The organism is Actinacidiphila oryziradicis, from assembly GCF_005047355.1.
Lineage (GTDB): Bacteria > Actinomycetota > Actinomycetes > Streptomycetales > Streptomycetaceae > Actinacidiphila > Actinacidiphila oryziradicis.
The window spans coordinates 12,862-37,188 of the sequence record NZ_SUMC01000009.1 but is presented as its reverse complement, the minus strand read 5'-3'; the positions used below and the strand labels follow the sequence as shown (position 1 = coordinate 37,188).

The following is a 24,327-nucleotide window of genomic DNA, read 5'->3' as shown; positions in this document are numbered from 1 at the left end:
CGATGCGTATCCGGTTGCCCCGTTGGACGCGTGCCTGGCGTCCGTCGGCACTCTCCCTGCGGTCCCGGCTCGTCCTGCTGTCCGTCGTGCTCGTCGTCGTCGGCCTCGGCGTGAGCGACACTGTGGTGCTCGGCTTCGTTCGGGGGGATCTCGTTCAGCGCGTCGACCAACAGCTCAAAAGGTACGGCGGGCTATTGACGCACCGGATCGCCATGGGCGACCACCGCTCGCCTTCGTCGGACACGCAGAACAAGGGCTTCAGCAACCCCTGGCTGCCCAGCCAGTACGTGGTCGCCTTCGCCGGGGCCAACGGCAAGATCTCCAGGCAGGTGAGCGTCCCGGTCTCCCCCAATGACCCCCGTCCACAGTGGCCGGTCATGGACGGCGCCCAGTTGCGTGCCCGCACCGGCACCCCCTTCGACGTCCCCAGCGACCACGGCGACAGCGACTGGCGGGTGCTCATCCTGGCCGTCCCCCGAGCCACCGCCCGGTACTCGCTTTCGTCCGGCACCGAACAGACCACCGCACCCGCCAACCCCCTTCCCGCCAGAGTCGTGGTGGCCGTCTCCCTCCGCGACGTGTCCTCCACTACGGCCAGCCTGAGCGCCGCATTCGAGCTGATCGGCGCGGTCATGGCGGCTCTGCTGGGCCTGGCCGGCTGGTTCGCGATACGGGCCGGACTCCGGCCGCTGCACCGCATCGAGGCCACCGCCACCGAGATCGCCGCCGGGCGCCCGCTGTCGCACCGGATGCCGCACGCCTCAACACGTACCGAGACCGGACGGCTGTCCACCGCGCTCAACATCATGCTGGCGCGGATCGAGTCCGCCTTCGCCGCCCGTGCCGAATCCGAGGCCCTCATGCGGCGCTTCATCGCTGATGCCAGCCACGAACTGCGCACCCCGCTCGCCAGCATCCGCGGCTTCGCCGAGCTCTACCGGATGGGTGCGCTGCCCGACGATGCCGACGTGAAGCGCACGATGACTCGAATCGAGAACGAGGCGGTACGGATGGGCGGCCTCGTCGAGGACCTGCTCACCCTGGCTCGCGCCGACGAAAGCCGTCCCCTCGAACTCGCCCCGATGGATCTGCGCACTCTCGCCGCCGACGCCCTGCACGACACCACGGCCCTCGACGCCACCCGCCCTGTCTCCCTCACCGGCCCCGGCGGCGACAGCCCGTCGGCCGCCGCCCTCGTCCTCGGTGACGAAGCCCGCCTGCGCCAGGTCGTCTCCAACCTCGTCGGCAACGCCATCGCCCACACCCCACCCGGCACCTCCATACGCATCGGCGTCGGCACCGAGAACGGCCACGGCGTCATCGAGGTCGCCGACCAAGGCCCTGGTCTCCAACCCGACCAAGCCGCTCGGGTCTTCGAACGCTTCTACCGCGCAGACGCCGCCCGCACCCGCCGCGAAGCCAGCGGCGCCGGCCTCGGCCTCGCCATCGTCACCGCCCTCGTCACCGCCCACAACGGCCACGTCGACGTCACCACCACGCCAGGAAAAGGTGCAACCTTCCGCGTGCGCATCCCCTCAGCAAAATAAGAGGCCGCGCGAATAGGTGGGGCGGCGTCGCGTGCCGAGCTGTGACATCAGCCGACTCCGTCGGCGGGGGCGTCTGGAAGTGTTGTCGTCGGTGTCGGTCGACGACTCTCCCCCAGACTCCGTCCGGGAGGTGCCCCAATGGGACAGCGACACACCGAGCAGGGGCCCCTGACCAGGCGTGACCTCTGGGAACCGTTCGGGGCGCCCTTCCAAGTCACGGAAGGGCGCCCCGCGGCTTTCGGCTCAGGAGCCGACCGTCACACTGCGCTCGTGTCAGCGGTAGTGGTGCCCGTGGTGGCGGTACCCGTCGCGCCGGTGCTCGCCCCGGTGCTCTTCACCGCGGTGCTCGCCGCGCCGGTGGTCGTCGCCCCGGTATCCGTTCCACTGGTGATGGTAGTGGCGCCCATGGTGGTACCCGGGCCCCTCCTCACCCCGGTCCCAACCATGGTGGTCGTGCGAGGCGTACGCACTGGCCGCCCCCGGCGCGGCGGCGCTGGCAGCCCCAGCACCACCCAGCGCCACGGCGACTGCCACGCCGAGCGCGGCAGCAAAGCGAGAAACACGCATAGCTATCTCCTGTCGAAGCAGACGCCCGGAGCGCCTGCACGGATCGGACACGGCAACCGTCGCCCCCAGGCGTGTACTGGAAGCCACGGCGCGCCCACAAAGACACTCAATGAGGTGGAATGCCCGCATACACGGAACCGAGGCGTGTGGGCAATTCGTGAGCACCCCTCCACGCGGCCGCCAAGGCCAAGATGGACCGTCGCCGGACCGGCCGGCCACTCGACTCCACCCACTACCGGGTAGTCACAAACCAGTCATATATGGGCATAGAGCAAAACGTTTAGGCAAAACGGCTGTGAGTAATGTCCCAACATACTTGCATTGCGCATGGTCTGGCTGTGAGATCGCAGCAGCCATCCAGTACGGTCTCACGCCACACAAGGAGCACCCATGCGCCGAGTTCGTCCGAGGCAGCGTGCCGCGGTCATCGCAGCCGGGGTCACCACTCTGGCCGCTTTCACTCTGATATCAACCTCTTTGTCCGGTTTGGCCACCGCCACACCCGCTCATTCGGCTCCACCGGTCAAGGCCGTGCCGGCGGTAGCCGGCCACCAATTGGTGCACGCGGCCCGCAACTCGCTGACCACCGAGCAATGCCTGGCGAAGTGGCATATCGCCTGTTACACCCCGACGCAGTACCGCCAGGCCTACGACCTGAACCCGCTGTACCGGGCGGGCGTCACCGGCAAGGGGCGCACGATCGTGATCGTCGATTCCTTCGGTTCGCCGACCATCCAGCACGACCTGAATGTCTACAGTGCCCGATTCGGTATGAAAAGCACCCATGTCGACGTGGTCAAGTGGGGCAAGGTCCCGCCGTTCAACCCCGCCGACTCCTCACACGTCAGCTGGGCCGGAGAGACCACCCTCGACGTGGACATGGCCCATGCCGTCGCCCCGGACGCGCACATCGTCCTGGTGGAGACCGGGGTCGCCGAGACCGAGGGCGTCACCGGCCTGCCGGAGATGATGAGCGCCGAGAAGTCACTGATCGACCGCGGCGTGGGCGATGTGATCAGCCAGAGCTTCGGCGCGACGGAGAACACCTTCCCCGGCTTCAATACCGGTGACTTCTCCAGCATCCAGAACCTGCGGTACGCCTTCAAGGACGCGGCCAAGCACGGTGTGACCGTCCTCGCATCCTCCGGCGACGGCGGAGCCACCGACAACAACACCAAGAACAGCACCACCGACTACCCATACAAGGTCAACTCCTGGCCGTCCTCCGACCCCCTGGTGACCTCGATCGGCGGCACCCAGTTGCACCTGGACGACAAGGGCGACCGCACCGCGCCGGACAGCGTCTACAACGACCAAGGCGCGAGCGGCGGCGGCCAGTCCCATGTCTTCGCCCGTCCCTCGTACCAGGACGGGGTCAAGCAGGTGGTCGGCGACCGCCGCGGCACCCCGGACATCTCGATGTCCGCCGCGATGAACGGCGGCGCATGGGTGTACTCCAGCTACGACCCGAAGGCGGTCGGCTGGAACGTCTACTGCGGCACCAGCGAGGCCAGCCCGCTCTTCTCAGGCATCGTGGCCCTGGCCGACCAGGTCGCCGGGCACCGGCTGGGCGACATCCACCAGGCGCTCTACACGCTGTACGCGCAGTCCGCACAGAACCCCTCCACCGGCATCGTGGACGTGAAAGACGGCACGAACAACAGCTACGCCGGAGTCACCGGCTACACCGCGGTGAAGGGCTTCGACATGGCAACCGGCGTCGGCACGCTCGACGCGGCCCGCTTCGTCCCGTCCCTCGCCAACGAAAAGTCAACTTCTGGTCCGTGATTGGCCGAGAGCGGCCCAGAGCGGCGGCCGGGCCGGCAAACCCGCACCGCCCGCACCGCCGGCCCCTGGCGGCTCGGGCGGCTCGGGCCGGAACAGCAGCTGGCCGTCGTCAGGAAGCACGCCGCCGGGAGCGAGCCCGAGCCCGTAGCGCGCAAGTCACCAGAGCTCGAACCGGCGTGGGCGGGCGGCGCACTTCCAGGGCCGTACGCAGTGGCTGGTCCAGCAGCGACGCGGCCACCGCCGGGGCGAGGGCGGCCAGGGGGGCGGGCAGCCTGGCCGCCAGCAGGCCCTTGCTGGTGGCCTCCCAGAGCGCGCGGCCCGCCGTGCTGGGGGCGAAGCGGCGGCTCTCGTAGCCGCGCATCCAGCTCTCCACGCCCGCCAGGTGACCCCCGTTCGAGGGATCGGGCAGACCGAGAACATCCGACAGGCCCAGGTGGAACGCGTACGCCGCGTCCCGTTCCTCACCCGTGACCGCCCGGTATCCGTGGTCGTCGATGAACCGGAGCGGGCACACTGTGAAACAGGCCAGGACATACTGCATCAGCTCGGGTGTGATGTCGGGCCGGTCGTGGATCCGGCGCAGCCCGTCGACGATCCGCCGCCCGTCGGAGCTGTCCAGCCCTTGTCCGATCAGGGCGAACATGGCCACTCCGGTCGCCTTGGCCCGGCTGCGCGGCTCGGTGGTCATCCGGCCGGTGCCGTACAGCACTCGGGCGATGTCCGGAATGCCGAAGGTCCGGACGAAGCCCAGGGTCAGTCCGACTCGGGACTCCTCCGGCATCGTCTCCAGGACGAGCCGTGCGTAGGCATGGTGCGCGCCGGCCGTCCCCGCGGGCCCGGCGGTCCCGCCGGTCATCCGGTCGCGGTGGCGACGGCCAGCGCCTCGCCGGTCAGGGGGGCGTACAAGTTGCAGGCGACCCGCACCAGGTGTGCCCGCTCCTCAGCCGGTTCCGTGTCCAGGCCGGGCAGCGGAGCCTGGTCCTCGCGCGGGCGCGGCGGGATACCGCTGTTCAGTGCCTCGACGGCGGATCGCAGCGCGGCGGCCACGATCAGTGCGACACGGTCCCCCTCCTCCAGACCGGCCCGTTCGGCGACCTGGCCGGCAGCGGTGACAACCGCGGGATCGACCCACGGGCGCAGCGTCAGCTGGCCGTCCCGGATCTCCAGTCCGCGCCGGGCGGTGCGCCACTCCAGGTCCCGGAACGCCAGCCGCTCGGTCCAGGCCGACGGGGGTGCTTCCAGGGCCAGCCGCCGGTCTGCCCGGTAGACCACGTCCCACAGTGGGCGCAGGGCTTGGTAGTCGCGGCGCCGACGTGTCCAGGCGGCGGCGGCCGGCCCGGCGAACCCGGAGGTGATGAGCACGGATCCGAGCGTGGCGAATCCAGGGCCGAGGGCGGTGCTCAGCCACTCCAGCCCGCTGACCCGGGCGTAGGCCGCGCCGATCGCGATGAGCTTGCACACGACGTAGCCGCAGGCGACGAGTCCACCGAGGGCGATCAGCCGGATGCCCCGGCGCAGCCACCCGGGCGGCAGCCGGGAGGCGTGCCTGAGGCACACCCGGCCGATGTCGATCAGTGCGAAGCCGAACAGCGCCTGGTAGATGACGAGGAATATCGCGATCCCCGGAATCTTCGCGAAGGTGGTGTCGAACGTGAGGGGTGTCTCCGGGTTGTCGGCTCCCCCCGTGAAGAACAGGACGATCATCACCGGGACCAGGACAGCGAACACCGCGAGGGGCCACCGCACTCGGCGCCAGGTGGCCGCGGTGGCCGCGTCCCACACCTGTGAGCCGGCGCGCTCGCTCGGCGGGGTCCACATCCGTGCCAGCACCACAGCGCATGCGGAGAAACCCGTGATGCCCAGGTAGACGAGCAAAGTCGCCAGGTTGCCGAGGTTCGCGATCCGGTCGATCAGCCGGTACACCACCGGTGCGGCCACCACGAACGCGGTCGCGGGCGCCGCGATCGTCAGGGCGACGACGAGCAGGCCGCGGGACGGGTCCCGGCGCCACGCCCGGATCTTCAGCCCGGCCACCGCCCAGGCCGCCGTGCCGATGCCGAGGTAACCGATGTCGAACGGCACGTCAGATATGTCAGACATGCTGTCCTTTACGGTGCTCCAGTGCGGGTGCCAGTTGTGACGTGGTCCCGGCCCCCGGCGCCAGCACGAGGGTGCGCGTCAGCTCGGCTCCCAGGATCTCCGCTTCCTCTTCCGCCGCGTCATCGTAGTGGGAGCGGCCGAGGATCAGTCGGATCATGTCGGCGTCGATGGTGGGTAACTCCGCGGGGGTGGTCCCCTCGTCCGGGGCCGGGGCCTCGGCCAGGTGCCCGCACAGGAGGTGGGCGAGCTCGTGGCAGATGATGTGGGCCTGGTGCAGGCTCGAGGTCTCCTGCTCGAAGTAGATCACATCGGTGTCCGCGCGGCGTTCGACGAATCCCGACGGCTCGCCCACCCGCATCCGCCGCGGAACCAGCCGGACAGGACGCCCGGCCCGGTCGGCGACCGTCGCGCACAAGTCCTCCACCGTGCTCATCGGCGGAAGATCCAGCTGTCTTGCCATGGCCCGCATTCGGCGGCGGGTACGTCCAAGATCTCGCACGTTCTCCCCATCGGCCGGCCGCCAACGCCCCAACGGCGTTTGCTGATATTCAGTCATGTCTCCGGGCTGCTGTCGGGCAGTCCGACTGCCTTTCGCAGTTGCTCCACAACAGTGAGGGCAGCGTCCTGCATCTCGGGGGGCAGGCCGGCCGCCCGCATCGCGATGCGTTCCACCCGAGCGTCCCGTAGCGTTTCGATCTTCTGCAAATCCCGCTCGACGGCCTGGGCGGTGGCGGAGTCGCTGAAGTAATCCAGCGGAATGCCGAAGAACTTGGCGATCTTCACCGCGTTCTCCAGGCTGGGCTTCTGAGTGCCCTTGCGGAGGTTCCCGATATAGGTACCGCTCAGACCGGTCCCTTCAGCGATCTCCGAGTCGCGCCAGGGACGGCCCAGATCCTTCGGGTAGATCACCGAGATCACGCGCCGGAAGCGAGCCGCGAAGTCCAGCGAGTCCGACGGCTCCTCACCTGCGCCAGGTTGAAGAGCCGGCGCTTCTGGGCGTGAAGATTCGGTGGCCATGAGCCGGATCATAGAACTCTTCGGCCTGCAGCGGGGATCCCCGCCTCCGTACCGATTTACACGATCGTTGCGAATAAACCGGCTAAAAGGCGCAATGGGCGTGGAATCACTGCTGATTGCCCATCAAGTAATCAACAATAGTTGACATGCCCTCAACTCGCGTGCAGGATCGACGAGGCTGTCGCTGGGCGCCGCTGCCCCACGGGGGTGGGCAACAGCGCCCGGCACCGCGGCCCTCAGGTCGCGCCCGCCTGCATGCGGGCCGGCGGCTGCGCCCGCGGGGTCCTCGCGGACTGCTCGTGGACGTCTTACGCCCCCTCCCGGGCACAGCACCGCAGGAATCGCCGACGTGTACACCGGAGGCGTATGTCCGCAAGGTGATGGTGCGAGGAGCGGCGCGCTCGGCGTCCCGTAACCCGGCGGCATCACCGCCGAGCCCGATGACCTCGGGCTTGAGCGCTCAGCGGCAACTCCCCCCGTTCGAGCCCGCCTTGTCGGAGCAACTCTTGCGCGCCGTACTCCACCTCGGTGATCGTGTACTTCCATCCGGGTCGCACGCGAGATTCAAAGCGTCACATACGTCTCGCTGAATCTCAGAGCTCGACCATGCGACTGCACAGGAGGCTCGATGACGCGCGAACCGCACCCGAACCCCGCGGACCCGACCAGCATCCGACCTACTGGGAGGCAGAGCACGCCCATGTCCATGCGTAGCGATCGGTCGACGCCCGAGCCGCTCGGCCCGTCGTCGCTGGCCTGGCTGTACTTCAGCGACTGGCGGGGCATGCTGGTGGGCCTGTGGGCCGGGTCGATGCAGAACATGCATCCCGGTCTTGGCGCCGGGGTGGAGGAGCACTCGCGGTTCTTCGACGAGCGCTGGGAGCGGCTGTTCCGTTCGCTCTACCCGATAGCCGGGGTGGTGTACGACGGCCCGCACGCGGCGCGCACCGCCCGCGCGGTGCGCGACTACCACCTCGGCATCAAGGGCATGGACCGCCATGGCCGCCCGTACCACGCGCTCGACCCGGACACCTTCTTCTGGGCCCACGCGACCTTCGTCATGGTTCCGGTGCTGGTCTGCCAGTACTTCGGCCGCCCGCTGACGGAGGAGCAGAAGGAGCAGCTCTACGCCGAGGGCCTGCAGTGGTACCGGCTGTACGGGGTGAGCGACCGTCCGGCGCCGGCGGACTGGCGCGGGTTCTGTGCGTACTTCGACCGGATGTGCGCCGAGGTGCTGGAGGACAACTGGGCGACGCGCGCCGTGCTGGACCTCGGGCGCATCGGCAAGCCGCCCGTACTGAGGTGGCTGCCGGACGTCGTATGGAACGTCATCCGCGTCCCGGTGACGCGGTCCTTTGTGTGGCTCACCGTCGGGATGTACCCATCGGCGGTACGGGACACGCTGGGCTACCGCTGGTCGCGGCGGAGCGCGCTCGCGCTGTGGCTACTGGGCCGTGCGATCGCGCTCGGCTGGCGCCTGGTGCCGTTCGAACGGCGTTACCACCCGCGCGCCCGGGCCGCCTGGCGGCGCGCCCGCGGGCTGTCCGTACCGCCGGAAGAGACGCCACGGCGGAACCTGCCTCCGGTTGAGCGCCGCGGCGACCCCAAGCACTACGCGCCGGACGTTTGAGAGGCCGCGCGGCTTGGTGAGCCCACGCAGCTGTTCTGGGGCGCCTTCTACTCCAGCGGCCAGCCCCCGGTTCGGGCTCCCCTCCCCGTTCGGTGGGCGGGGGCGCGGGGGTGCAGAAACGTTTACGAAAGCCGCTGTCCCCCGCCCTGCCGCCCTGCCGCGGAGGGCCGTACCGTCGGGGCCGTCGTCGCCGAGGCGGTCGCTGAAGACCCTGGCGCCCGGACGGCATACCGGCGTCCGAGACGGCGACGGAGAAGACCGGTGTCCGGTGAGGGGCCGTCGTGAGTCGGAGTCGGAGTCCGGGGCGGGCCCGGTCCTGGCCGGCGGGCCACGCTGCGCGTCTCAGGTGGCCGCCGGGCTGTTGCTGGCCGACGGCGAGCCGGTGGCGCCCAGGAACTCCGCCCAGCCGCCGGTCGGCGCCTGTCCGGGGTTGAGAGTGCGCATCTTGCTCAGTACCGCCGGGTCTTGGGCCTCCAGCCACTGCACCAGTTGCCGGAAGGACACCAGCCGTACGTCCTCGTACTGGGCTATTCGCCCGATGGCCTCTTCGACGGCGTCCATGTATATGCCGCCGTTCCACCGCTCGAAGTGGTTGCCGATGAAGAAGGGCGCGCGGTTGGTCTCGTACGCGCGGCGGAACCCGGCGAGGTAGGAGTCGCGGGCCTGGACGCGCCAGGCGGCGTACTGGGACCTGTCGCCCAGTGGGTTGGCGTTCGACTGATTGGCCATCATGTTGTAGTCCATCGACAGCACCTGGAAGGAGTGCCCGGGGAACGGGATGGACTGCAGGGGGAAGTCCCAGATCCGGCCGCCCTGCACCTTGCCGGGCCAGATCTGCAGGCCGCCGGGGGAACTGGCGTCGTACTTCCAGCCGAGTTCGGCGGCGGTGGGCAGCAGATTGGCCTGGCCTTCCAGGCAGGGAGCGCGGCCGCCGATCAGTTCCTTCTCGTAGTCGAAGGGCAGCGGTTCGAGGTCCGTGAAGCCGGTGTTGGTCTTCCACTCGGTGACGAACCGTTTCGCCTGGTCGATCTCGCTGCGCCACTCGGTGGGCGACCAGCGGCCGACACCGTCGGGTCCGCAGAAGTGGCCGTTGAAATGGGTGCCGATCTCGTGCCCCTCCAGCCATGCGGCGCGCACCTGGCGCAGAGTGGAGTGGATGTGCCGGTCGGCGAGGTAGCCGATGGCGGACGCTCCGACCGGGTGCTGCGGCGGCTGGTAGAGGCGCTTCTTGGACTCGGGCAGGGTGTAGATGCCGCTGAGGAAGAAGGTCATCGACGCACCGTGATCGGCGGCGACCTTACGGAACCTGGAGAACAGGTTGTTGCTGAGCTCGCCCGCGCCGTCCCAGGAGAAGACCACGAACTGCGGCGGGCGCTCGCCGGCGCGCAGCCGCTCCGGCTTGGGCTGCTTCGGCTGGGCTCCGGTGTCGGCGGTGGATCCGTCGCCGATCAGCTTGATCCGCGAGGCGCTCGCTCCGATGTTCGTACCGCTCACGCCTTTCCCGGGATTACCGCCATTCCCGGCGGCGCAGGCGGAAAGGGCCCCCAGCGCACCCGTAGACACCGCTGCGGCCAGCAGACGCCTGCGTGAGATGCTGCTCATGATCGTTACCTCGGTTCCCCTGCGGTTCCTGGCCCGGCAGCCAGGAGGTTTCCATCCCTGCGACGCGCCTCCGGCTGGGGGCGCATCGTCTGGTTGGACGCGCGGAATTCTCGGAAAGGTCGCAGGAAACGGGACCTGTTACGGCTTCACGACAAAGCCGCCGCCCTGCGGTGCCCGCTGCGGAGCAGCTGATGTCACTTCAGCTGCTCCGCAGCGGGCGCGAGCAGCCTCCCCCTGCTGACGCTGGGAGGTGCCCCCAGCGCGGCGGGCGCCCGTGATCTGCCGGTCAGGTCCTGAGCCCCCGCACCATCGCTCTGGTGGTGCGGGGACGGTGGCGTCCGGCCGGCCGGGCCGGGCCGGAGATCGACCGGACAGGCCCTACAGCCCCTGCCAGACGGGCTTCGCGGCGTAGGTGGCGCGGAAGTAGTCAGCGAGCTTGAGCTTGGACGCCGCCGCCTCGTCGACGACAACCGTGGCGTGCGGATGCATTTGCAGCGCAGAGGCCGGTACCAGGGCGGAGAGCGGCCCCTCGACCGCGAGCGCCACGGCTTCGGCCTTGGCCTCGCCGGTGGCCAGGAGCACCAGGTGCCGCGCGTCCAGGATGGTGCCGATGCCCTGGGTGACGACGTGGTGGGGGACCTCGTCGGGGCTGTCGAAGAACCGGGCGTTGTCCTCCCGGGTCTGCTTCGTCAGGGTCTTGATCCGGGTGCGGGAGGCGAGGGAGGAGCACGGCTCGTTGAAGCCGATGTGCCCGTCGGTGCCGATGCCGAGCAGTTGGAGGTCCACGCCGCCGGCCTCGGCCAGCGCGCGGTCGTAGTCCGCGCAGGCCGCGGCTATGTCCTCGGCGGAGCCGTCGGGCCCCATGAAGGACTCCTCGGTCAGCCCGAGTGGTTCGACGACCTCACGGAGCACCACCGAGCGGTAGGACTCGGGGTGCCCCGCCGGCAGGCCGACGTACTCGTCGAGCTGGCAGATCCGGGCCCGCGAGGCGTCCACGGCGGAGGCACGGACCTGGGCCGCCAGCGCCTGGTAGACGGGCAGCGGGGTTGATCCGGTGGCCACGCCGAGCAGGGCGTCGGGCTTGCGCTTCAGCAGGGCGGCGATCGTCTCGGCGACGAGTTCGCCGCCCGCGACAGCATCCTGGACGATGACAACTTCCACACTGGGCCTGCCGATCCGGAGAGGGTCATTGGTGGTATAGACCAATTTACCAAGAGCCCCGGCGCGCCAGTACCCCACCGGGGACCGGCAAGCGTGGCTGCCGGAGTCAGCACGCGCTGCGCCAGGCGTCCAGGGAGAGTCGCTTGCGCATGGAGTCGAGACCGAGGCGCTTGGCCAGAGGGCAGAACGTGTGGTTGGGCACCTTGTACTCCACGTGGAAGACAGCCTTGTCGGCCTTGATGAAGGGCGTCAGCGACGGGCATTCGTGGAACTCCGCGCATTGCTCGTTCACCGCGAAATCGAAGTCGCGGACCAGCTCGGGGATCTGCTCCAGGTCGTTCTTGAGGCCGACCGCCATCCCTCGGTCGTGCGCGAGGGCCGCGATCATGCGGTTGTAGGCGAGCTGGTGGGCGGCGGTCAGCGGGAAGCCGGTGTCGTTGGTGTAGGCGTCGAGGAGGTCGGGCTCGACGGCGTCGAAGCCCTTGGCGCGGCACATGTCGAAGCGTTCAGCCATGATGGGGCGGAGGAGGGAGAGGCGGCGGATGTCGAGCCAGCGCTCACCGTTCCAGCCGTCGGTACGGCCGAGGGCGGAGGCGGGGAAGGCGGTGTGGTCGGGGCGGAAGGCCTCCCAGGCGCCGGTGTTGAGGTAGCAGATGACTTTGCGGCCGTCCCGGTGGAGGCGTTCCACGACGGCGGCGCTGTTCTCGAAGCCGTCGATGTCGTAGACGGGGACGGCTACGCGGGTGTCGACCCGGCCGCTGAGCTGCCACTGCCAGGCGGTGCCGGGGCGCGGTTGCCAGCGGGCAGCCGAGTGCCCGTCCGGGGTGCGGTCCGGGACGGCGACGCAGCTCGTGAGCAGCAGGCACATGGCCGACAGCAGGAGTAACGGCACGATTCTGGGCCTCATGTGATTCCCCTCGTCACGGCCGGGGGCGCAGCGGCCCCGGGGTTCGCCCCCTCACCCGGTACGGTGCGCTGGCCGGGGCCGTCGGCGACGTGGGCGTACCGGGGAGCGGGCAGCTGACCGGGTGTCATGCCGGGGGCGCCCCGGTACGCGCGGTCCACAGGTCGGTGAGCGAGGTGGTGAGGGTCCGTTCGGGACGCCAGTCCAGGGCGGTGGCGGCGGCTGTGATGTCCGCCTGCTGCCAGGAGACGGCCGACGAGCGCTGGGAACCGGTGCCGTTCTCCTCGATGCGGCCGTGGAATCCGCTGACCCGGGCCAGGCCTTCCGCGACCGTCCGGGCCCGGGTGGCGGTGCCGCCGGCGATGTTGAGGATGCGGGGCAGCGGGCCGGGGGCGGTCGTGGCGAGGGCGGCGGCCTCCGCCACGTCCCGTGCGTCGACGAAGTCGCGGTACGCCGACAGGTCGCCGACCCGCACCGTGCCGTCGGGGCCGGCGCGGCGCAGCTCGTCGGCGAGCCGGCCGGGAAGGCTGGCGCCGGGCGAGCCCGGCCCGAGGGGGTTGAAGACCCGTAGGACGACGGCATCCAGTGCGGCCTCGGCGACGGTGAGGGAACCGGCCAGTTTGGTGGCCCCGTAGGCGCCCTGCGGGCGGGTGGGGGAGTCCTCGGTGAGCGCCTGCCCGGTGGGGGTGGCCCCGTACTCGCCGGCGGATCCCAGATGGACCAGGCGTACCGGGAGGGCGGCCGCGCTCAGGGCCTCGCACAGTACGGCGGGCCCCCGGGCGTTGGTCTCGGCCAGCCGCAGCGGCCCGCCGCCGACGGCGCCGGCGCAGTTGACGACGGCGTCCGGGGCCAGCGCGTGCAGGTCGGCGGCGAGGGCGGGGACGGTGGCGGTGGTGAGGTCGACGGGCAGGTCGGCGCCCGGGGAGCGGCCGCCGCGGAGCACCCGCACGCCCGGCAGGGCGCGCAGGTGCTCCGTGATGTGCCGGCCCAGGAACCCGGTGGAGCCCAGGACGAGGATGCGCATCAGGCGCCCTTCAGCAGCAGGTCGCGGTAGGTGGCGAACTCGGCGTTGGCCCGGTCGTAGTCGTCCGGGCGGCCGATGTCCAGCCAGTAGCCGTCGAACTCGTGGGCGGCCGGGGGCGTTTTCTCGGCGAGCAGGTCGAGGACGAGTTCGTCGAATCCGAGCGGCAGCCCGGCGGTGTAGGCGCCCAGGGCGGACCGGGAGAGTCCGTAGACACCCATGGAGACGCGGTAGTCCAGGGTCGGCTTCTCCGTGAAGCCGACCACCTGCCGGTCGTCGGTGGTGAGGACGCCGAAGTCGATCCTGACCTTGCGGCAGTACGTGGCTATGGTCAGCGGCGCGTCCGAGGCCCGGTGGCCGCGCAGCACCTCGCCGAAGTCCAGGTCGGTGAGGATGTCGCCGTTCATGACGAGGAAGTGTTCCGGCAGCCGGTCGAGCATGGTCAGCAGCGGTCCCATGGTTCCCAGCGGGCTGTCCTCGGTCGAGTAGCTGACGTGCAGGCCCCATTGGGAGCCGTCGCCGACGTAGGCGCGAATGATGTGCCCGAGGTGGCCGATGGCGATGGTGCAGCTGGTGAACCCCGAGTTGGCGAGTTGCCGCAGCACGATTTCCAGGATGGCGTACTGGTCGCCGATGGGAACGAGCGGCTTGGGCAGAGCGGTGGTGTACGGGCGCAACCGGACGCCTTTGCCGCCGGCCAGGATGACTGCGTGCATGGTGGTACTCCGTTGTCGGTCGTCGTTGTCAGTCGTCGTCGTCAGGCGTCGGCGACGGGTCGTCAGACGTTGTAGATGGCGGTCTTGTAGCGGACGAGGTTCGCCGGGTCGGAGAAGAAGGCGACGGTCTGCTCCAGCCCTTCCTGGAGGCTGTGGGCCGGTTTCCAGCCGGTCGCGGCGCGCAGCCGCGAGGCATCGCAGACCAGCCGCATCACTTCCGAGGCGGCGGGACGGATGCGCTGCGGGTCCTCGTGGACCTCCAACTCGGCGTCCATGAGCTTGCCGAGCAGGGCGACCAGGGCGCCAATCCCGATCTCGCCACCGGTACCGGCGTTGAACGTGCGGCCGACGACGGTTTCGGCGGGCGCGGTGCCCACTGCGAGAAACGCCTGGGCCGTGTCCTTCACGAACATGAAGTCCCGAGTGGGCCGCAGGTCGCCCAGGGCGATGGTCCGCGTCCCGGCGGCCACCTGCCCGATGACGGTCGGGATCACCGCCCGCATGGACTGGCGCGGCCCGAAGGTGTTGAACGGCCGCAGGGTGACCACCGGCGTGCCGAAGCTCGCGTGGTAGCCGTCGGCGAGCCGGTCGCCGCCCGCCTTGGAGGCGGAGTACGGGGACTGGGTGTTGATCGGGTGGTCCTCGGTGATCGGGACGGTCTGCGCGGTGCCGTACGTCTCACTGGTGGAGGTGTGCACCATCCTCGGGATGCCGAGCCGGCGTACGGCCTCCAGCACGTTGAGGGTTCCGGTGACATTGGTGGCCACGTAACTGTGCGGCGCCTGGTAGGAGTACGGGATCGCGATCAGGGCCGCCAGATGGTAGACGGCCTCGGCGCCGGTGAGCAGGTGGTGCACCGACCCGGCGTCGCGTACGTCGCCGAGTACGACCTCGACGTTGTCCATCACGTCCTGCGACAGGGTCTCCAGCCAGCCGTAGGAGGAGAAGGAGTTGTACTGGGCCATGGCGCGTACGTGGTGTCCGGAAGCGACGAGCGCCTCCACCAGGTGCGAGCCGATGAATCCCTCCGCGCCGGTGACGGCGACGGTGACGGGTGCGGACAAGGTCACGGATTCTGTCTCCTATGAACGGTGTTCGGTGCAAATGGGGTAACGGGATTACGGGGTAACGGCTCGGCCGGTCAGCGGTGGGCCGTGGTCCGGCCCAGCCGGGTGCACGCGACCGCCAGCAGTGCCGCCGCCGCGCAGCCGCAGGCCGCCAGCTGGACGGCCGCCGGGCCCAGGGCCGGATGCGGCAAGGCCAGGCCCGGCAGGACCGCCTCCGCCCCGGCGGCGGCGAGGCACGCCACGGCCGACGGCCAGGCGATCCCGGCCGCCTGGAGCAGCAGGCCGATCCAGAGCAGGGACCCGAGAGCGAGCAGCGGCCCCAGCGGCGCTCCGGTGGCCAGCGCCGGGGCGGTGAGCAGCGCCAGGTATCCGGCCAGGCACAGCACCAGCACGCGGGCCGCCCGGAACCGGAAGCCCCCGGCGGACCGGCTGCGCCGCAGTGCGGCGAGCGCCAGGCTCCGGTAGCGGTAGAGCAGCCATTCGGCCACGCCCATGCTCAACGTGAGCACGATGGCGGCCGATCTGCCCGCTGCCGGGGCCATCAGCGTCAGGGCCCCGCAGCCCAGACCGAACAGCCCGTACGGGACGGAGGCGGCCAGCCGGGGCAGGCCCGGAGCCCGGGAATCCGGTGCGCGCAGCGACCGTACGATCTCCCGCACCGCCAGCAGTGCCGCCGCCGCGACGGTGCCGACCAGGAGCCCGGTGACCGCGACCGGACCCGGGTCCCACAGCGGCACGCAGAGCGCTCCGGCCGCCGTCGGCCCGAGCGCGAGCAGCAGGTCCCGCTCGCGCCCCAGGACGAGCAGCGCGGTGGCGGCGGCGAGATAGAGCGCCTGCCCGGCTGCGAAGACCAGGCCCGCGCCGGTCCCGCCGGCGACGGGCAGTGCGGCTGCCGCGACCGCAGCCCCGGCCGGGGCTGCGAGCATCAGGCACCGCGCGGCCGCCCGCCGGCCGCCCGTGCCGAGCCGGACATACGCGCGGTGGGCCAGCGCCTGGTTCCAGCCCCAGGCGACGAGTGCCGAGGCGGCGAGCCCGCCGGGCCGGCCGGGCAGCAGCCCGGTGCCCAGGACGTAGGCGATCCCGGGGAGCCCGAACAGCACTCCGCGCAGCAGGCAGCGCCAGGGGCTGGTCCGCCACGGGTCCGGCGCCGGCTCCGGGTCGGGAAAGCGGCGTGGCACGCGGGCGTACAGCTCGTCGGCGACATCGAACAGGTCCCGTCGGGCGTAGCGGGAGGTGATCTGTTCGTGCGTCAGCCCGTCGGACTCCAGGACGGCGGCGATCTCGTCCGGGTGAACGGCCGCCCCGCACACGTCCGCCAGCCGCTCGGCGAGTTCGTCGAGCGGGTCGTCGGACCAGGACGGCCGGCGCTGCCGGGGCGGGGCCGTCAGGTGCAGCAGGGCGCCCTCGCCGCGGGACCGGACGGGGTCCTGCCTGCGGTGCGCGCCGCGCTTCCCCGTCCCCGGGGCGCCAGGTGCGGAACGCGGTGGCGCGTTCATCGGTCACCCCCGGCGCGCTGGGCGCGGCCCGCCGGCGCCTGGGGCCACTGCTCGGCCCGGGGGTCGGCGCCGGGAACGGCCCAGGGGTCGGCTGGCTGGACCGCCTCGCGCGGACTGCGGCGGCCGGCGGCGAGCGAACCGTATATCTCGCGGAAGGAGTCGATGGTGTGCCGGAGAGTGAACTGCTCGATCACCCTCAGTCGTGCGGCCTCGCCCATCCGTGTCCGGCGTGGCGGGTCACGCAGCAGTTCCAGTGCCGCCCGCGCCATCGCCTCCGGTTCTCGCGGGGGCACGACGAGCCCGGTCTCGCCGACGGCCTCGCGCACTCCTCCCACATCGGTGGAGACGGTGGCACGGCCGCACGACATCGCCTCTATGAGGGTGAACGGGAAGCCCTCGCTGATGCTGGAGAGCATGACCACGTTGCCGGCAGCGTAGGCGTCGCGGATGTCCTCCACCCGGCCCTCGAAGGCCACGGCGTCGGCGATGCCCAGCTCCTGTGCGAGCGCCTGGCAGCGTTCGCGGTAGGCCTCGCCACCGTGCGGTGTGCCTCCGAAGAGCCGCAGCCGGGCCTGCGGTATCTCCCGCCGCACCGAGGCGAAGGCCCGGATCAGCGTTTCGAGGTCCTTGATGGGGTCGATCCGCCCCGCCCAGGCCAGGGTGGGCGTCTCGGGCTCCGGACCGGCGGGAGGAAAAACCGCGGGATCCACGCCGTTGTAGACGGTACGGATCTTGTCCGGCGGGGTGCCGCCCCGCTCCTCCCACTTCCGGTTGTAGTGGCTTCCCGGCGTGATGAGCGCGGCGCGGGCATAGCTCTCCTGCGCCAGCAGCCGGAAGAAGCCGAGCAGCAGCGCTTTCACCGGCCAGCTATGGCCGCCGGAGCGGTAGCCGAGGTAGCGCTCGCGCAGGTACACGCCGTGCTCGGTGAGCAGCAGCGGAGTGCCGTGCAGGTGATGGGCCAGCAGGCCCGGGAGGGTCGCGAGCCCCCCGCTGACGGCGTGGGCGACCCCGTCCCGGGGCGGGGCGGCGGCGAGCGGGCGCAGTGCGTGTTCCAGCAGGTCGGTCGCGGTCAGCGCGTCATGCATGGTCGGCCGGGCGGCGCGGGCTGCTACCTGCGGACGGTTCCATACGGCGCACAGGGTGCGCACGGCTGCCTCGGTGCGAAGTGACGCCGTCAGTTCCCCGTGCCGGGCCCGCGCCGCGAGCCCGTACAGGCCCTCCGCGAAGTGCCGGCGGACGGTGGCATCGGAGCCGGTGCCGGAGCCGTCGCCTTCGCCGAGCAGCGCCAGCAGAAACGTCTCGTAGGTGTCGAGGAAGGTCCGCAGCCGCCGGCCGCGCGGTGCGCGGCCGGCCGGCGTCGGTCCCCAGGTGGGTATGGAGACCAGGCTGCTGACATGCGACGGCGGTTTCCAGGTGAGGGGCTCGCGGCCGTCGCTGGTGACCGCGAGTATCCGGAAGTCGATGTCGGGCATGCCCTGGAGCAGCTGGTCGCACCACACGCTCACGCCGCCGTGACTGTGCGGGTACGTCCCTTCGGTGAGCATGGTGACGCGGGTCGTACCGAACGGCGGCGTGTCCCGGATTACTTCCATGGTGCGGTTGGTCCTCCCCCGAGGTTCCTGCGGTGCTCAAGATCCCCTGAATCCCCGTGACTCACGGTCAGCCCTGGCTCGCGGTGTCACCGGGGCCCGCCGGAACGGGGTTGGCGACGCCGTTGGGCACGGGCAGCGCCTTTGCCGGGGCCGCGACCTTGACGGTTCCGGTGGCGGTGACGGTCGCGGGCGTGGCCTGCGTGGTCAGCTGGAGGGTGATCGAGCTCTGCAGCGTGCCGGGGCTGGTCCAGCCGGACAACTGCCCGGCGTAGGCGGTGCCGAAGGCCGTGCTGCCGAGCAGCTGTTTCTGGGTGGTTCCGGCAGGCATGGTCGCGGTGGTCTGCGTACCGCTCGGCGTGCTGATGGTGACCGTGTTGCCGATCCGGTAGGCGGTGACCTGGTTGTTCTTCACGGCGGTGGCCCAGGCGGCGCGGTTCTTCAGCTCGGTCCCGATGTCCTTCAGCCGCAGGTTCACCAGCGGGGTGTTGCCGGCGAAGAGGCCTGCGTAGTCACCCAGGATCTTCTCCAGCACCGGGTAGGCGATGCGGTCCTCGGCGAGGTTCGACTGGTGGATGAAGTCCGGCCGCGGGTCGTTGGCCAGCGCGTGCCCGAGAGCGATGCGGCTCTCCAACGGGACGATGTACGAGGTGTAGCCGGTCGCCGGGTCCAGCGGCGCGCTCAGGCAGGTGGTGGTCGAGGAGCCCTCGCAGACGCCGCTTCCGCCGTTGGCCTTGCTGGTGTAGACGAAGTTGTACTCGTCCACTTCCTCAGCCGCGCGGCCGGCGTTGTAGTAGACGTTCATCGGGAAGCGCGGCACGGTGAGGGAGGGTCCGACCTGGCGCTGCTGAGGGTCCCGCGAGTTGTCGCTGGCCAGCCATTTCACGCCGGTTGAGGTGAGGGACGGGCCCAGGTTGGGGTTGTCGTCCGGCTGCTGGGGCAGCACCCTCATGCCGGAGTGCTCACCCGTGACCAGTTCCGTGTTGTCGAGGGCGAGACCCTTGCCCTTGGCCCAGTCACGGTTCTTGGTGATCTGCGAGGTGATGTCGGCCTGGCTTACCCACTGCACCTTTCCGCTTGCGTCGGTGGAGCACTTCCAGGGCACCACGCTGACATCCTGGACGCAGCCCAAGAACGGGTGCTCGTAGGTGTGGTTGACCCATCGGAAGGCGCTCTTGTCGGCGACGAGCTGGTCCGCTGTCGGGTCGGCGCCGTTGTTGTCCGTCTTGTAGAGCTCGCTGCCGCCGCCGTTGAACACCATGTCCAGGGTCAGCCCGTGGCTCTGGGACCACTGCTTTGCGTACTGGGCGTCCGCCGCCGTCATCCGGATCGGGTCGGGGGTGGCGCCCCCGCCGGGGGTGCAGTCCACGTCGCCCGGGGTGCAGTTGAGCGTGGTGTTCCACCGGTCGTCGGCGAGGAAGACATCGTCGACGTTCACCGCGAAGTAGTTGCGGTCGGCGCCCAGGTGGATGCCCTGGGTGAGCCACTCGACGATGCCCCGGGCGACCAGCCGGTACTGCTGCTGGTACTGGTTGTAGACGAAGTTGATGACCAGTTCCCGGCGGCCGTCGTGGGCGTACTCGCCGATGAGCGAGCCGCGCTCGGAGCTGCCGGGGATCGGGGCGTCCACATAGCTGGTGAACGTTGCCCCGGGCTGCTGCTGGGCGAGCGGCACGGCCAGATAGCCGTAGCTCTCGGACACGTCGGGCGCGTTGTCCTCGAAGGGGACTCTGCCGCCGAGGTAGCCGAACGGCCCGGCCTTCCCGGCGGACGTCACCTGAGCGGTGGTGCCGTCGAGCGAGCCGATGTATCCCGGCGACTGCGCGTAGTTCAGCCCGACCTCGGGCCGGGCGTAGGTGTAGGCGTCGGCCTGCGGGATGCCGAAGCTCTTCTCGAAGGTGGCCAGTGCCGCCATCTCCGCGGAGCCGGCCCCGAACGGATTGTCGTTCGGCAGCACGACGGCCTGGTACTTCGCCCTGGGACGGCCGCTGACGGTGTCGCTGAGGAACGCGGTGTTGATCTGTGGCCGCCCGCTGTCGGCCAGGTCGATCCTGGTGTACGGGGTACCGGCCGATTCGAGTTCGGCGGTGATGGCCTCCGTGGCCGGGCCCCCGTCATCGACGACGAGCACTTTCAGGTCGATCCTTGGCGCCTGCTCGGCGGCTATTGCCCCGATGGGCGACGTTACGAGTGCGAGCAGGACGGCACTGCTGCACACACCGGTCCTCAACAGCATGCAACGCATGATTGACTCCCCCCAGTGCCGCACGCCATGTACAGCACAATATAAATAGCGGATCAGGTAGCGACAGAAATTACCCAGGAATGATCGCGCGCGGGCATAGCTGTGCCCGAAGTTAAGACAGACGCGTACATGCGAAATCCCCCGGCCCCGTGCCCCCTCGACTCCCAGAGGTATATCACCTCCCGGCACGCCATTGAGGCTTCCCGACCGCTCCGCGACAGGCACAGACAGGCCAGTCCGATGACCTCACAAAATACGCATATGCACCCAATTCACCCGCCCGCATCGACCGGCCCTTGGGGCGTCGGGCGCGGAATCTACGCAGCTCAGATCCGCTTTGACCGCAAGACTGATTGCTCGGTGGGTCCGGGCGCCCTTCCCGGGGCGTTCACCGAGTGGCTGCTCATGAAGTCGCTCAATGGTGTTGCGCTGATCGGATTATCCTGCGATCGGTCTTCGTGTCCGCTAGAAGACCGCCCCGCAGAGGTCTCGCCGCGCATTTAAATCGATGAGTGTGTTCGATATCTTGCCGCCGGAACGCGGAGCCGGAATACATCCTGGCCGACGGAGAAGAAAGGATTGGCCGCAGTGGCCGACTCATCGAACCCCGAGCGGTACCTCACGCCGAGGCCCGCAGCGTGAGGAGGGTGATCTCGCTCGGTGCGAAGATCCGGAACGGCGGTCCCCAGAAGCCGGCACCCCGGGTCGTGTACAGCTGGGTTCGCTCCCCGTGCCGGCTCAGGCCGTGCACCACCGGCTGATCGATCCGGACGAGGAAGTTGAAGGGCCAGATCTGCCCGCCATGGGTGTGCCCGGAGACCTGCAGGTCCACCCCGGCGCTCACGGCCTGCCCCACCTGCTTGGGCTGGTGGGCGACGAGCAGGACCGGCAGATCCGGATCCACGCCCGCCAACGCACCGCCGAGGTCTGCGCGGTGGCCGGGCAGTCCGGAGGACGCCGCGGTCCGGTCATCCACACCCGCGAGAACGAGCCTGTCCCCGCCACGCTCCACGACGACATGGCGGTTGTGCAGCGACTCCCACCCCAGCTGCCCCATGTGGTCCAGCCAGCCCTGGGCCTCACCGAAATACTCGTGGTTGCCGGTGACGTACACCTTGGCCAACCGCGACCGCATCGTCCCGAGTGGCGCGGCCTGCTCCCGGCGCTGGGAAATCGTGCCATCCGCGATGTCGCCCGCGTGACAGACGACATCGGAGTCCAGCCCGTTGACGACATCCGCGACCCTCGCCGACCATCCGGCCCGGTCGATCGGCCCGTAGTGGGTGTCGGCCAGAACGACGACCCGCGTCCCGTCCAGACCACGGCCCAGCCGCGGGACGGTGACATCCACCCGCTTGACCCGGGGCACCCGCATCGCCTCGGTGAATCCCCACACCAGGAGTCCCACCGCGACCACCGCCACAAAAACGGCCACGATCCTGGACCGCGCCGGATTGCCGACGCCAAGGACAATCAGGGCGAGCCGCAGCACGCTGCCCAGGACCGACCAGGCGAACAGCACCCAGACCACCCCGAGGACGGTGTCGCCGATACGAGCCGCCCAGTCCAGCCGCCTGTGCCCATGCCCCATAGCCATCATCACCGGGAAAGCGAGGAACGCGGCCCCGAAGAGAACACTGCCGCCCAGCACGACCGGGAACGGCCAGCCCGCGCCCGAGGACAGCAGCACCCACCAAGGCAGGTAGAACAGGAATACGAGCACGGCGAGGACAACAAATCCGCCCAGCCATCGGCGCAGGGCCCGTACCGCAGGCCCTGCGGGAACCACCGCGGCAGAGGGGACAGATCCCCCCGCCCCCTGGCCGCCAGGGAGCGGGGGTCCGAGCACGGTGGAATCCTGTCCCCCGGCCCCGGCCCCGGCCCCGGCCCCGGCCCCGGCCTCGACCAGCCGTCCGGCAGAATCGGACCGACGGGACTCATTGTCCGGCACTGTTCCGCACCTCACATCCATTGCCCGACACCCGCCACACCGCTCGCGGGCGTCACTCGCCACGAGGCGAACGGTTCCATCGTCGCAGACCGCTTCTGCGGCCCGGCGAGCCCGAACGACGTACCGCTCAACACCGCCGTCTCTTGCGGTTGGGACGCCGCGGACGGACGAAAGTGTCGAGTTCGCCCACGGCCGCACGAATGTGGGCCGGCCCGCGTCGCACGCGCTCGCCCGCGCACCACCAGGACAGCCGCCCGTCCGCCTCCCGCAGATGCATGCCGATGTCGTGCTCGGCGCACAGCGGCCACACCCGCCACAGCCGCTCCATGACCGTGTCCTGCGCGGCGTTGGCAACGGCGCACAGGGCACCGTCCAGGGCCTCCGCCGAGCCCTCGTACAGGGAGTTGCCGTGCCACTCACCATTGGCCAGGGCGACGTAGACATTCTCCGGCCCGTCAACTTCCCAGCCAGGGAGAGCCATCAGCCGCAAGGGCTCCTGCTTCGGCAGCGTCGCCGCCAGATCCCGGTTGAGGAGGACAAGAGCCTCGTCCAAACAGGGGTACTCGCCCAGCGACACTGGGCGGGGATCGGAGCTGTCACGGAGACCATGCATGATCCGTATCCTGCTCTACGGCCGGACAGCGCTCGGTGTGCGCCCCTTCAGAGGTAGTTCGGTGATCCGGCGGCGCAGATGTTCCCGTTGCGGTTCGTTCATCTCGAGGGCGAGGGCCTGTTGGTACGCGGCGTGTGCTGCATCGGTGCGGCCCGTGCGGTGCAGCAGTTCGGCGCGGGTCGCGTGCCACCATGGGTATGTCTCCAGGCCGTCGATCGCGTCGACCAGGGCGAGGCCGGCCGCGGGGCCGTCTCGTTCGGCCACGGCCACCGCACGGTTGAGTCGGATGACGGGGGTGTCGTGCACGGTGAGCAGCACGTCGTACCAGGAAACGACGGCGTCCCAGGGGGTGTCGGCGTAGGAGGGGGCGAGCGCATGGCAGGCGGCGATCGCGGCCTGCACCACGTACGGCTCGGGGCGGTCCGGAGGGCGCCGCAAGGCTGTACCGACGAGCTCGACGCCTTCCTTGATCATGGCGGTGTTCCAGCGGGTGCGGTTCTGGCCGGCCAGGAGCACCGGTCGGCCTTCGGTGTCGATGCGGGCGGGGTTCCGGGCGTCGTGGAGCAGCAGGAGCGCGAGCAGTCCGAGCACCGTCGGCTCGTCGGGCATCAGTTCGGCCAGCAATCGGGCCAGTCGGATCGCTTCGCACGTCAGGGCGGATCGGACGATGCCTGCGCCGGCGCCCGCCGCGTAGCCCTCGTTGAAGATCAGGTAGACCGTGGCCGCGACCCCGGCCAGCCGGCCGGGTAGCTCCTCGGCGGCGGGGATCCGGTAGGGGATCTTTGCCTGCGCGATCTTCTGTTTCGCCCGGGTGAGCCGCTTGGCCATGGTCGCTTCGGGCACCATCAGGCCGCGGGCGACCTCCGCCGTGGTCAGCCCGCCCAGCGTCCGCAGCGCGAGCGCGACCTGCGCCTCCAGAGCCAGGCACGGGTGACAACAGGTGAAGACCAGCCGCAACAGGTCGTCCCGGACGACCTCGGGTGGCTCCGGCCCGGCAGCGGGGTCGGCAGCGGGGTCGGGGAAGGCCATCGCCCTCGCCTCCTTTCCCGCCCGCCGCGCCTCGCGGCGGATGATGTCGATTGCCCGCCGCTTCGCGGCGACCACGAGCCAGGCGCGAGGGTCGTCCGGCACGCCGTCGCGCGGCCAGGTCTCCAACGCGCGGACGACGGCGTCCTGTGCCGCGTCCTCGGCCAGGTCGATGCTGCCGGTGACGCGTACCAGGGTGGCCAGTACACGAGTGCCTTCCTCGCGTACCAGTTGTGCCACCGCGTCACCGGCGCTCATCGTCCGTCGTCCGCCACTCGTTGTCAGAA

20 protein-coding genes are annotated in these 24,327 nt (G+C 70.2%); 3 read left to right on the top strand and 17 right to left on the bottom strand.

Annotation, left to right across the window (positions count from 1 at the left end):
• Positions 1 to 2: 2 nt before the first annotated feature.
• The gene (locus FCI23_RS12355; protein WP_136723567.1) at positions 3 to 1,547 is read left to right on the top strand and encodes a sensor histidine kinase; all 1,545 of its coding nucleotides are present in this window, start codon (positions 3 to 5) and stop codon (positions 1,545 to 1,547) included.
• Between the two features lie 273 nt (positions 1,548 to 1,820).
• On the opposite strand, the gene FCI23_RS12350 is transcribed toward FCI23_RS12355, so the two are convergent.
• Complete coding sequence (locus tag FCI23_RS12350; protein WP_136723566.1) at positions 1,821 to 2,114, bottom strand: hypothetical protein; 294 nt, start codon at positions 2,112 to 2,114, stop codon at positions 1,821 to 1,823.
• A 390-nt stretch (positions 2,115 to 2,504) separates the two neighbouring features.
• Here FCI23_RS12350 and FCI23_RS12345 point away from each other — a divergent pair, with 390 nt between their 5' ends.
• Entirely contained in the window at positions 2,505 to 3,902 is a 1,398-nt protein-coding gene (locus tag FCI23_RS12345; RefSeq protein ID WP_136723565.1) for a S53 family peptidase, read from the top strand.
• Positions 3,903 to 4,011: 109 nt separating this feature from the next.
• On the opposite strand, the gene FCI23_RS12340 is transcribed toward FCI23_RS12345, so the two are convergent.
• The 4 genes from FCI23_RS12340 to FCI23_RS12325 form a co-directional block, all read right to left on the bottom strand.
• A complete protein-coding gene (locus tag FCI23_RS12340; RefSeq protein WP_136723564.1) occupies positions 4,012 to 4,758 on the bottom strand; it encodes an oxygenase MpaB family protein in 747 nt (248 codons plus the stop codon).
• Positions 4,755 to 6,002 (bottom strand): MAB_1171c family putative transporter, encoded by a 1,248-nt coding sequence (locus FCI23_RS12335; RefSeq protein ID WP_136723563.1) that lies wholly within the window; start codon positions 6,000 to 6,002, stop codon positions 4,755 to 4,757. The genes FCI23_RS12340 and FCI23_RS12335 overlap by 4 nt, the downstream gene beginning before the upstream one ends.
• Positions 5,995 to 6,462: a hypothetical protein gene (locus FCI23_RS12330; RefSeq protein ID WP_136723562.1), complete on the bottom strand. Its 468-nt coding sequence runs from the start codon at positions 6,460 to 6,462 to the stop codon at positions 5,995 to 5,997. Before FCI23_RS12330 ends, FCI23_RS12335 begins: the two co-directional genes overlap by 8 nt.
• 92 nt (positions 6,463 to 6,554) lie before the next feature.
• A complete protein-coding gene (locus tag FCI23_RS12325; RefSeq protein ID WP_169316775.1) occupies positions 6,555 to 7,019 on the bottom strand; it encodes a helix-turn-helix domain-containing protein in 465 nt (154 codons plus the stop codon).
• A gap of 700 nt (positions 7,020 to 7,719) precedes the next feature.
• On the opposite strand from FCI23_RS12325, the gene FCI23_RS12320 reads away from it, so the two are divergent.
• A complete protein-coding gene (locus FCI23_RS12320) occupies positions 7,720 to 8,649 on the top strand; it encodes an oxygenase MpaB family protein (protein WP_211265294.1) in 930 nt (309 codons plus the stop codon).
• A 342-nt stretch (positions 8,650 to 8,991) separates the two neighbouring features.
• Here FCI23_RS12320 and FCI23_RS12315 read toward each other — a convergent pair whose 3' ends face one another.
• The 12 genes from FCI23_RS12315 to FCI23_RS12260 form a co-directional block, all read right to left on the bottom strand.
• Positions 8,992 to 10,251: a polysaccharide deacetylase family protein gene (locus FCI23_RS12315; RefSeq protein ID WP_169316774.1), complete on the bottom strand. Its 1,260-nt coding sequence runs from the start codon at positions 10,249 to 10,251 to the stop codon at positions 8,992 to 8,994.
• Positions 10,252 to 10,629: 378 nt separating this feature from the next.
• The gene (nagB, locus tag FCI23_RS12310) at positions 10,630 to 11,412 is read right to left on the bottom strand and encodes a glucosamine-6-phosphate deaminase (RefSeq protein WP_136723559.1); all 783 of its coding nucleotides are present in this window, start codon (positions 11,410 to 11,412) and stop codon (positions 10,630 to 10,632) included.
• A gap of 106 nt (positions 11,413 to 11,518) precedes the next feature.
• The gene (locus FCI23_RS12305; protein ID WP_136723558.1) at positions 11,519 to 12,319 is read right to left on the bottom strand and encodes an endo alpha-1,4 polygalactosaminidase; all 801 of its coding nucleotides are present in this window, start codon (positions 12,317 to 12,319) and stop codon (positions 11,519 to 11,521) included.
• A gap of 124 nt (positions 12,320 to 12,443) precedes the next feature.
• The gene (locus FCI23_RS12300; RefSeq protein WP_136723557.1) at positions 12,444 to 13,340 is read right to left on the bottom strand and encodes an NAD-dependent epimerase/dehydratase family protein; all 897 of its coding nucleotides are present in this window, start codon (positions 13,338 to 13,340) and stop codon (positions 12,444 to 12,446) included.
• On the bottom strand, positions 13,340 to 14,053 hold the full coding sequence (locus FCI23_RS12295) for a nucleotidyltransferase family protein (protein ID WP_136723556.1): 714 nt from the start codon (positions 14,051 to 14,053) through the stop codon (positions 13,340 to 13,342). Before FCI23_RS12295 ends, FCI23_RS12300 begins: the two co-directional genes overlap by 1 nt.
• A gap of 62 nt (positions 14,054 to 14,115) precedes the next feature.
• On the bottom strand, positions 14,116 to 15,123 hold the full coding sequence (locus tag FCI23_RS12290) for an SDR family NAD(P)-dependent oxidoreductase (RefSeq protein WP_211265293.1): 1,008 nt from the start codon (positions 15,121 to 15,123) through the stop codon (positions 14,116 to 14,118).
• Between the two features lie 71 nt (positions 15,124 to 15,194).
• Positions 15,195 to 16,616, bottom strand: a complete 1,422-nt coding sequence (locus tag FCI23_RS12285) for a hypothetical protein (protein WP_246143663.1) — start codon at positions 16,614 to 16,616, stop codon at positions 15,195 to 15,197.
• Positions 16,613 to 18,208 carry a GT4 family glycosyltransferase PelF gene (gene pelF / locus FCI23_RS12280; protein ID WP_136723555.1) on the bottom strand — a complete coding sequence of 532 codons (1,596 nt, stop codon included), beginning with the start codon at positions 18,206 to 18,208 and terminating at the stop codon, positions 16,613 to 16,615. The genes FCI23_RS12285 and pelF overlap by 4 nt, the downstream gene beginning before the upstream one ends.
• 67 nt (positions 18,209 to 18,275) lie before the next feature.
• Positions 18,276 to 20,450, bottom strand: coding sequence for a hypothetical protein (locus FCI23_RS12275; RefSeq protein WP_136723554.1), 2,175 nt, complete (start codon positions 20,448 to 20,450; stop codon positions 18,276 to 18,278).
• Between the two features lie 619 nt (positions 20,451 to 21,069).
• The gene (locus FCI23_RS12270) at positions 21,070 to 22,209 is read right to left on the bottom strand and encodes a metallophosphoesterase (protein WP_246143683.1); all 1,140 of its coding nucleotides are present in this window, start codon (positions 22,207 to 22,209) and stop codon (positions 21,070 to 21,072) included.
• A 319-nt stretch (positions 22,210 to 22,528) separates the two neighbouring features.
• Entirely contained in the window at positions 22,529 to 23,014 is a 486-nt protein-coding gene (locus FCI23_RS12265; RefSeq protein ID WP_136723552.1) for a hypothetical protein, read from the bottom strand.
• 15 nt (positions 23,015 to 23,029) lie between these two features.
• A complete protein-coding gene (locus tag FCI23_RS12260; protein ID WP_136723551.1) occupies positions 23,030 to 24,298 on the bottom strand; it encodes an RNA polymerase sigma factor in 1,269 nt (422 codons plus the stop codon).
• Positions 24,299 to 24,327 lie beyond the last annotated feature (29 nt).

Excerpts from the sequence above, each read along its gene's own strand:
- FCI23_RS12345 (WP_136723565.1), top strand. The coding sequence starts at position 2,505 with ATGCGCCGAGTTCGTCCGAGGCAGCGTGCCGCGGTCATCGCAGCCGGG.
- FCI23_RS12355 (WP_136723567.1), top strand. The coding sequence starts at position 3 with ATGCGTATCCGGTTGCCCCGTTGGACGCGTGCCTGGCGTCCGTCGGCA.
- FCI23_RS12305 (WP_136723558.1), bottom strand. The coding sequence starts at position 12,319 with ATGAGGCCCAGAATCGTGCCGTTACTCCTGCTGTCGGCCATGTGCCTG.
- FCI23_RS12300 (WP_136723557.1), bottom strand. The coding sequence starts at position 13,340 with ATGCGCATCCTCGTCCTGGGCTCCACCGGGTTCCTGGGCCGGCACATC.
- pelF (WP_136723555.1), bottom strand. The coding sequence starts at position 18,208 with ATGGAAGTAATCCGGGACACGCCGCCGTTCGGTACGACCCGCGTCACC.
- FCI23_RS12295 (WP_136723556.1), bottom strand. The coding sequence starts at position 14,053 with ATGCACGCAGTCATCCTGGCCGGCGGCAAAGGCGTCCGGTTGCGCCCG.
- FCI23_RS12320 (WP_211265294.1), top strand. The coding sequence starts at position 7,720 with ATGTCCATGCGTAGCGATCGGTCGACGCCCGAGCCGCTCGGCCCGTCG.
- FCI23_RS12275 (WP_136723554.1), bottom strand. The coding sequence starts at position 20,450 with ATGCGTTGCATGCTGTTGAGGACCGGTGTGTGCAGCAGTGCCGTCCTG.
- FCI23_RS12350 (WP_136723566.1), bottom strand. The coding sequence starts at position 2,114 with ATGCGTGTTTCTCGCTTTGCTGCCGCGCTCGGCGTGGCAGTCGCCGTG.
- FCI23_RS12340 (WP_136723564.1), bottom strand. The coding sequence starts at position 4,758 with ATGACCGGCGGGACCGCCGGGCCCGCGGGGACGGCCGGCGCGCACCAT.
- FCI23_RS12335 (WP_136723563.1), bottom strand. The coding sequence starts at position 6,002 with ATGTCTGACATATCTGACGTGCCGTTCGACATCGGTTACCTCGGCATC.
- FCI23_RS12285 (WP_246143663.1), bottom strand. The coding sequence starts at position 16,616 with ATGAACGCGCCACCGCGTTCCGCACCTGGCGCCCCGGGGACGGGGAAG.
- FCI23_RS12265 (WP_136723552.1), bottom strand. The coding sequence starts at position 23,014 with ATGCATGGTCTCCGTGACAGCTCCGATCCCCGCCCAGTGTCGCTGGGC.
- FCI23_RS12315 (WP_169316774.1), bottom strand. The coding sequence starts at position 10,251 with ATGAGCAGCATCTCACGCAGGCGTCTGCTGGCCGCAGCGGTGTCTACG.
- FCI23_RS12260 (WP_136723551.1), bottom strand. The coding sequence starts at position 24,298 with ATGAGCGCCGGTGACGCGGTGGCACAACTGGTACGCGAGGAAGGCACT.
- FCI23_RS12325 (WP_169316775.1), bottom strand. The coding sequence starts at position 7,019 with ATGGCCACCGAATCTTCACGCCCAGAAGCGCCGGCTCTTCAACCTGGC.
- FCI23_RS12330 (WP_136723562.1), bottom strand. The coding sequence starts at position 6,462 with ATGGCAAGACAGCTGGATCTTCCGCCGATGAGCACGGTGGAGGACTTG.